The organism is Deltaproteobacteria bacterium (assembly GCA_009929795.1).
GTDB lineage: Bacteria > Desulfobacterota > Desulfovibrionia > Desulfovibrionales > Desulfomicrobiaceae > RZZR01.
This window is the reverse complement of record RZZR01000400.1, coordinates 1-1073: the sequence shown is the minus strand read 5'-3', so window position 1 is coordinate 1073 and position 1073 is coordinate 1. Positions and strand designations below refer to the sequence as shown.

General features: G+C 62.6%; 1 protein-coding gene. It reads left to right on the top strand.

Annotated elements, in window-relative coordinates; translation table 11 throughout:
- Nucleotides 1–191 precede the first annotated feature (191 nt).
- On the top strand, nucleotides 192–1073 hold an 882-nt coding region (locus EOM25_15295; GenBank protein ID NCC26545.1), incomplete at its 3' end, for a formate dehydrogenase.

Here is a 1073-nt window from a genome sequence, read left to right as displayed (position 1 = left end):
GTTTGGGGGACCTTCGCAGTCTGCGCCGTCTTAGTCTGGATGACGGTGCGGGCCTACCGATGGAGGCATCCGGACTATCCCGGGAAATGGCCCGAGGACGACAAATAGGGTTTGGGACCCCGGGAATGAACCCGGGGCATGTTCAACCGGCGGACCGGACCACGAGGCCGGGCCGCGACAAGGAGGCAACCATGGCCAAGGACGGTTGGTATCCGACGGTATGTTACCAATGCAAGGCCGAATGCGCCATCGAGGCCCGCATCCATGGCGGACGAGTCACCGAGGTGCGCGGAAATCCCCGCTTCCGCGGAAAAGTCTGCGTCAAGGGCATGGCCGGCGTGACCCTGCAATACGCCAAGGATCGCCTGACAAAACCGCTTAAGCGAATTGGCGAGCGGGGCGAGGGAAAATTCTCGGAAATCACCTGGGCCGAAGCCATGGACACCATTGAGGCCAAACTCCGCAGCCTGTATGATCGAGGCGAGGCCCACAAACTGACCTACAGCTTCTTCCCGCACTCGCTGACCGACCCCAAGTGGCATTTTCTGAACGCCTACGGGGGATACATCAACACGGGTCTACCTCATTGCGACTCGGCCAAGATCGTGGCTCAGATCAAATGCTGGGGCGGTGTGCCCAACCACCACATCCCGCCAGCCTGGTTCACCATGCCCAAGGACGGCGTCATACTCCTGTGCGGCCGCCACGCTTTCGGCTGCCTGGACGACGCCTCGGTCCCCAGGGACATCCTTGAGGCCAAGGGCCGGGGCGCCAAGCTCATCGTGGTCGACCCCATCTTCAGCCCGGACGCGGCCAAGGCCGACTGGTGGATCCCCATCCGCCCGTCGGGCGACACGGCCCTGTTCCTGGGCATGATCAACTACCTCATCGCCAACGAGCTGTACGACAAAAAGTTCGTCAAGGAATGGGTGCGCAAGGGCGACTTCGACAAGGTCAAGGACCATGTCAAGGACAAGACCCCCAAGGCCATGAGCGCCATCTGCGGCGTGCCAGCCAAGGACATCGAGAAGCTGGCCCGCCTGTGCGGAGAAGCCCCGGCCGTGGGCGTGGAC